This window comes from Umezakia ovalisporum Ak1311, from assembly GCF_029891685.1.
GTDB lineage: Bacteria > Cyanobacteriota > Cyanobacteriia > Cyanobacteriales > Nostocaceae > Umezakia > Umezakia ovalisporum.
Genome location: NZ_JANQDJ010000043.1, coordinates 85,147 through 92,478, shown reverse-complemented (window position 1 = coordinate 92,478; position 7,332 = coordinate 85,147). Strand labels below are relative to the sequence as shown.

General features: G+C 39.2%; 5 protein-coding genes. 4 read left to right on the top strand and 1 reads right to left on the bottom strand.

The genetic code is table 11. The annotated features are described in order from the left end of the window. Positions 1 to 596: 596 nt before the first annotated feature. The 4 genes from NWP25_RS07640 (at position 597) to NWP25_RS07625 (ending at position 4,804) form a co-directional block, all read left to right on the top strand. Positions 597 to 1,679, top strand: coding sequence for a class I fructose-bisphosphate aldolase (locus NWP25_RS07640; RefSeq protein WP_280699117.1), 1,083 nt, complete (start codon positions 597 to 599; stop codon positions 1,677 to 1,679). A gap of 412 nt (positions 1,680 to 2,091) precedes the next feature. Continuing rightward, positions 2,092 to 2,436 carry a hypothetical protein gene (locus tag NWP25_RS07635; protein ID WP_280650363.1) on the top strand — a complete coding sequence of 115 codons (345 nt, stop codon included), beginning with the start codon at positions 2,092 to 2,094 and terminating at the stop codon, positions 2,434 to 2,436. A gap of 309 nt (positions 2,437 to 2,745) precedes the next feature. Next, positions 2,746 to 3,912 (top strand): pyridoxal phosphate-dependent aminotransferase, encoded by a 1,167-nt coding sequence (locus tag NWP25_RS07630; protein WP_280650364.1) that lies wholly within the window; start codon positions 2,746 to 2,748, stop codon positions 3,910 to 3,912. Positions 3,913 to 4,033: 121 nt separating this feature from the next. Next, positions 4,034 to 4,804, top strand: a complete 771-nt coding sequence (locus NWP25_RS07625; RefSeq protein WP_280699115.1) for a transposase — start codon at positions 4,034 to 4,036, stop codon at positions 4,802 to 4,804. Positions 4,805 to 4,863: 59 nt separating this feature from the next. Here the strand turns inward: NWP25_RS07625 and NWP25_RS07620 are convergent, their stop codons facing one another. Further along, positions 4,864 to 7,329 carry a GUN4 domain-containing protein gene (locus tag NWP25_RS07620; RefSeq protein WP_280699113.1) on the bottom strand — a complete coding sequence of 822 codons (2,466 nt, stop codon included), beginning with the start codon at positions 7,327 to 7,329 and terminating at the stop codon, positions 4,864 to 4,866. Positions 7,330 to 7,332: the final 3 nt, after the last annotated feature.

The window sequence follows — 7,332 nt, the reverse complement described above, 5'->3', positions numbered from 1 at the left end:
GAATCCTGCAATAAAAATTTACAATTTTTGCGTTTTACCCAGATAAAGTTCATTGTCTATTAAGAATAGAGTCATTAATTGCTCAAATTTTGTATCACCGACGCACAACTTGGACAGTCAACAGTCAACAGTCAACATTTCAAATTTGCTAGATATTATTTACAATAGTTTTTAGGCGAAGTGCTAAGAAAAATTTTCTTATGTTACAGATTGAAAACCTGGCGCGATATTATACGAAAATTATACGAGAAAAACTTAGTTTATTGAAGATATAGATGCCATGTTAAGAGGGAGTAATAAATAATAGGTTTGCCTCTGAGCCACAATATTTGTGCCTTTTGGTATATGACTTGATATGGTGAAAACTTAAAATGGAATTATGGCAAGAATCCTAATTATTACTTGTAACCACAGATAAACGTAAGTTTTGAACGTAGAGACATTGTCAAATATGGAATGTTTTCCTGCGGTGAGTACGGATCAGTTTATCTGTGGTTTTTTCGCCATAATCTTTAAAAATTGCTAATTGATATAAATTTAACTCGTTAGAAATTAGGAATTATTTTTGTGATGGAATAAAGTTAGAGGACAATTCAATGACTACAACTCTTGTAGACGTTAATTCTCTCCAATCTTTGTTGGGTAAAGATGCAGAAAACCTACTCACTTACAAAGCAAAAGTTTCTCAGGATTTACTACATTTGCCAGGTGCAGATTTTATAGATCGAGTTTGGATAAATAGCGATCGCCATCCTCAGGTTTTGCGTAATCTTCAGCAACTTTACTCTTATGGTCGCTTGGCAAATACTGGCTATGTGTCTATTCTACCAGTAGACCAAGGGGTTGAACACTCCGCTGGTGCATCCTTTGCCCCTAACCCAATTTATTTTGATCCAGAAAATATTATTAGGTTGGCGATAGCAGGAGGTTGTAATGCTGTTGCTACGACTTTAGGAGTATTAGGAAGTGTTTCCCGTAAATATGCCCACAAAATCCCCTTCATCGCCAAAATTAACCATAACGAATTGTTAAGTTTTCCCAATCAATATGACCAGATCATGTTTGCTGATGTAGAACAAGCTTGGAACTTGGGTGCAGTGGCGGTAGGGGCGACAATTTACTTCGGTTCAGAGGAATCTACTAGACAAATTCAAGAAGTTAGCCAAGCTTTTAAATACGCCCATGAATTAGGTTTGGTAACAATGCTTTGGTGCTATTTGCGTAATAGCACTTTCAAACAGGAACAAGATTATCATGTTGCGGCTGACCTCACCGGACAGGCAAATCATTTGGGGGTCACCATTGAAGCAGACATTATTAAACAAAAGTTACCTGAATGTAATAATGGTTACAGGTCAGTAGCTCAAGCAACTAATAAAAGTTACGGTAAAACCGATGAACGAGTTTACTCAGAATTGACAAGTGATCACCCCATTGATTTGACTCGTTATCAGGTGCTTAATTGCTACTGTGGCCGTGGGGGACTAATTAGTTCTGGCGGTGCATCTGGTCAAGATGACTTTACCGAAGCCGTTCGCACAGCAGTTATTAATAAGCGAGCTGGTGGTACTGGTTTAATTTCTGGGCGCAAAACCTTCCAGCGTCCCTTTGAGGAAGGTGTGAAACTGTTTCATACAATTCAGGATGTTTATTTGTCGCCAGATGTGACTATAGCTTAGGAGAAAGTGGATAAAGACGCGATAAATCCTGTCTGTACAAAAGAAAAACTAGTTACTATTGTTTTTAATTTGGCGTAGTCAGATAGTTTTATTGGTGAACTATACCATAAATGATTGGGTGTGATTCAGAAATGTTGACTGTTGACTGTTGAGTGTCCAAGTTGTGGGTCGGTGATAGAAAATTTGAGCAATTAATGACTCTATTCTTAATAGACAATGAACTTTATCTGGGTAAAACGCAAAAATTGTAAATTTTTATTGCAGGATTCAACACTTCTGTGTGTGACTATATCTGATTATATTTTTGTTATTTAAAATAAATACTATTTATATATAGATAACCAGCCTAGAGGAAGACGTTACTTCAATAAATACTTTCCTAAGATTCAAGCATTTAGGAAAGTATTAGGAGATGGCTTTTCCCATGTTGGAAATTCAAAAAAATTCTCACAATATTCATAAATGGCATCATCAATTAGTGATAGTACTAGTAGCTGGTTTATTGTGGTTTATGACCTTACCTACTGCTGTAGTACAGGCTGCTGGTTATTATCAAGGAAAAAACCACAATGCAGAAATAGCTAAACCTTATTATGCCACCAAAGAACGTAAAATTCTCATAGAAACAGAACCAAATAAACCCTACTACTCTACCAAAGAAAGAAAAAAAGAAAGAGTAATTATTAAGACACCAGCAACGAAAGATCACGCTATTGAAAGTGGTAAAGGAGTAGAACAAATGACACATCAGGATTAATGACTGTGTAATAGCAATTCACAAAATGTTGGCAACAGAGGTAGGTTGGTTTGAAAGCAGTGAAATTCAACAAAATCCCCTTTGTTGGCGTTGAATTTCCTTGGGTTACTCTTCGATAACCCTGGGCCTAGGTTCCACAACCAAACCTACACATATGTTCTATTATCTTTGATAATTAGTGTGAGGGGTTGAAAATAAGCTTATGTGCTTGATGGAGGCTGCACTTTTCAAGAATTGGAAAAAGACAAGTCTCGGTAGGGATTGTGAGATATCCTTAGATAAGTGAGAGATTTGCCAAATAAACTAAGAATGAAGCTGGCAGCACGAGTAAGTAAGGTGACACCTTCTTTAACCTTAGCCATCGCAGCTAAAGCTAAGGCCATGAAGGCTGAAGGAATAGACGTTTGTAGTTTCAGCGCTGGAGAACCGGATTTTGACACCCCAGACCACATCAAAGCCGCAGCAGCGAAAGCTTTGCAGTCAGGTAAAACCAAGTATGGACCAGCAGCTGGAGAACCAAAGTTAAGGGAAGCGATCGCCCATAAACTGAAAACTGAGAACGGTCTTGATTATCAACTAGAGAATGTAATTGTTACTAACGGCGGTAAACATTCTCTATTTAACCTCATGGAAGCCCTGATTGATCCGGGTGATGAGGTGATTATCCCGGCTCCCTACTGGCTAAGTTACCCAGAAATGGTGACTTTAGTTGGTGGTAACCCAGTAATTGTAACCACAGATCCAGGGACGGATTATAAAATTACTCCGGAACAACTACGTCAAGCAATTACACCGCAAACAAAATTATTTATTCTCAACTCCCCATCCAATCCCACGGGGATGGTTTACACGCCAGATGAAATTAAAGCACTAGCCCAAGTAGTAGTAGATGCAGATATCTTTGTGGTGTCGGATGAGATTTACGAAAAGATTCTCTACGACGGTGCAGAACATCTCAGTATTGGTTCCCTGGGTAAAGAAATTTGTGACCGAACCTTAATCAGTAACGGGTTTGCTAAAGCTTATTCAATGACTGGTTGGCGACTGGGTTATTTAGCTGGGCCAGTGGAGATTATTCTCGCTGCTAGTACTATTCAAGGGCATAGCACATCCAATGTGTGCACCTTTGCCCAATATGGAGCGGTGGCAGCTTTAGAAAGTCCCCAAGACTGTGTAGAATCAATGCGCCAAGCTTTCGCGAAACGGCGACAAGTGATGTTAGATAGACTCAACGCCATTCCTGGATTGAGTTGTGCTAAACCAAATGGCGCTTTTTATCTGTTTCCAGATATTAGCAAAACAGGTCTAAAGTCCCTGGATTTTTGTAACGCTTTGTTGGAAGCACAGCAAGTAGCTGTAATTCCGGGAATTGCCTTTGGTGCTGACCAAAACATTCGCCTGTCTTACGCCACTGATATGGACACCATTGAAAAAGGGATGAATAGGTTGGAGAAGTTTGTTAGTTCCCTGATTTAGGAGTGCGGATTTAATTAAGTACACAACCTCACCCCCTCAACTTTATTGTTATCCAGAAGAGAGGAGACGTTAACAAAAGTCAATGGTAGGGTGAGGTCAAATTGTAATTTACGTATTTGCAATGTCTCGCCCAAAACGTGACCTCAGACCAGGTTTTTGCTACCACATCACTACCCGTTGCAACAATAGGGAATTTCGCCTGACACATCTGGAATGTCGTGAAGTCTTGCTCTATGCCATAAAAAAGGCACAACACAAGTACGGCTTTAAGCTGTATGCGCTGTGCATAATGTCAAATCACGTTCATTACCTACTGGAACCAAAGCAGCCAGAGGAACTACCCACAATCATGCACTGGCTCAATTGGTACACTGCTATGTGCTTCAACCGGATGTTGAACCGCACAGGACATTTTTGGGAAAAGCGGTATCACAGCATCGGTTTTGCTAATACAGATCAGCGACGGGTTTTAAATACTCTGAGATACATTCACGCTAATCCTAAAGCAGCCGGAATGTATCAAGGCTTTTTTTACGAATTCAGCAACTATGGCACTCATGACCGCTTGAGCAATGATGGCATCACGCAATGGCATCGGGCATTCCTACTACTAGGGCGAACTTTGGAGGAGTGCGCGGCTAAATATCGGCGGTTTTGTCAGAAATACATACCAAAAGCAAAACCAGACAAGAAAAGTTATTGGGGGAGTCGCTTTTTGCCATCGGTGATGAAGGTTGGGAAGGCGAAAAAGTCTTCCCCTGGGCAGATGAGTTTACCTTGGGACAAGCAGAGAGTGACGGAATCTACGGAGGTGCATGAGGTAGCAACAAAATTTATTCAGGCGAACTGCTATCTACCCTCAGTGCCAGGTATCGGATTTATGAAATGTTGATTAATGCGTGGGAAAGGAGGCTGTGATAAATGTTTACAAACTTCGGAAAGCGTTAAATGTTACAGTTTACAAGTCTCGATGCGAGAGAAGAAATCATACTTAATCCTATCATCCTCAATTGATAAATACCATCCTTTACCAACCAAACCACGCCCAAACCACGCCCTTAGCGGGAGGTTTCCCGACTTTTCCGATAAATACCATCCTTTCTCCACCCATCCTACGCGATCGCAAAATTTCTCCCAAGCTTCTTGGTTATAGCCTCCGTCTAGCTTACCACCAACGCTCAAGTAAATTTCTTTTTGCACGCTGAAGCCAAACTTCCCACCGCTATATTCTAGCCACAACTTGTCTATTGTGTGAAGGTCGGTACAGGGAAAGTTTAATAATTCTTCTGTTCTCAACCAGTCGCCTGGCTCACGTCCTAGAGCCTGAAGCATTACCAGATAGGTTTCTGTGTCCGCTTCTTGCAATTGTTGGGATTTTAAGTAGTCCCGGAGTTTGGTATAGTCTATACCTCTTTCTGAACTGAGGTCATCTTGTGTTCCTGGGGAAACTTGTAGGAGTTTATCTACATCAACTTCTGCAAAACTATATTCATCTTTAATAACCATGCTCTCTGATTTTGGTTCGAGATATACAGCAGGAGAACGCAGCAGTTCCACTAGTTTTTGATACCCACCCCAGTATTTTGTAGTTTCATTATATGGGCTAAAATCAGCAGGATTTTTGAGGGCACCATGCTGCAAATTTTTGAGTAGCTGACGGTCGCTATTTAAATCAATAATCAATCTAGGGAATTTTAAACTGATAGCTGTAAACTTCCCTAACTGCTCTAATGTTAAAGATTTATAAGAAATACTTGTGGATTCATCAGTTAATTCATCAAAGCAGCCAGTATTACTGGCTATATAAGTTTTAAGTCTAAACAAATTAATAAACTGCTTTAAACGCCGGGGATTATAATCTAAAACTGGGGCAATCATTAAGATAATATCCCGCACCTTTTGGGAATCTTCTGTGACTTCAATTTTTAATTCTTCACGACGTTTTAATATTTTTTGTCTTTGTGTTGATGTAGTGGGAGTTTGTGGTATTGGTGTTTCTGGTTCTGGTTCGTCTTTTGCTGGTGTAATTATACGCTGAAAAATGGATTTTAGGAATTTAGCAATCTTTTGTCGGTGGGAATACCAAAAACTATCTTTCTTTCTTTGTGGTTGAGAAATCTTGACTAGGAAACGCTCAAATTCAGATTGAGTAGGTTGTGGAACTTGAAAAGGTATTTGGATAAACTTTTCCAAAAAAGCATAACCATATTCCATACTCTTTCTAAATGAAATGGAGCTTACTTGATGGTCAGTATCAACTGATAAATAAGGAATCAAATAAGGAATCAAATCTTTATATTTAAGTGCAACCCCCGCCGCTACTTTTTCTCGATCCATACCTAAAATAAAAATTAACTGTGGATCGTTAGCTATCATCATATTAATAGCCTGCATTAGTTCGGCAGACTTAGGAACTTCACAACGGTCTAGGTCATCAATAAAAACATAAACTTTTCTTTTACCAGCATAGGCTTGAACAATTTTCTCAAAATCTTCGTGGAACTTCTCAACAAAAGGAACTTGGTTTTCATAATTAGGAGTCTGAAGATATTTAGCCAATTCATTTTTAGGATCACCAACATTGAGAAGTTTCAGCAGTAGGGAAATAAAGCCGATACCTGAAAACAGAAAAACTACACCCCTCAGAAGTAAGAGGGGAACATTGACTGGTGGTTGAAATATTTGCTGAATGGGAATATTGAATGGCTTTTGAAATATTTGGGTAAGGATTTGCTGAATTTCACCTCCTGGCTGCAATAATTCCTCTCCTTTTAGTAGCGCTATAACTCCTAAAATGACTATAGTACCAAGACCAATCAGTGCCAAAGATATAAACCGAAACCCATTTTTCCAGTCATAGCGCAGCATGAACAAAATGATATTACGGTCTATGGAAAGCTGGCGGAGAAACTCTAGGGCAAAAGCTGCCCATAAGGCTTCTGCTTTATCATGTTTCCAAACATTGAACCAGATTGTTTTAGGCTTGGATTCCAGCTTGTTAAGCTTTAAACTTATCCATTTATATATGTTAAGTAAAACAGAGGAAGATACTTTTAAAATAAATGCCACCAATTCAGTGATTACTTTAGGCAGTTTGTTTGTATTTCTGAATTTTCTAATAAAACTCTCAGCTTGTACTTGTCCTTTTGCTAAATTTACTTGTAACTCTTTCTCCAACTTTTTATGCTGAAACTCCTCAATAGTTTTCTGGAGTTGCTTCATAAAAGAAGATTTGCCACTACCCCATTCACCTTCTATAGAAATGGTTAATGGAGGTTGGGTTACAGGGTTAGTTAAGAACTCTGCAATGGCTTCTACATAAGGTTTAAAACCAAGGTCATCTTCTGCTGCGGCTTGGTCACTTACACTGGCGTTAAGAATAGACTCTTGTTGAAAACCGGAATTATTGACAACCATAAG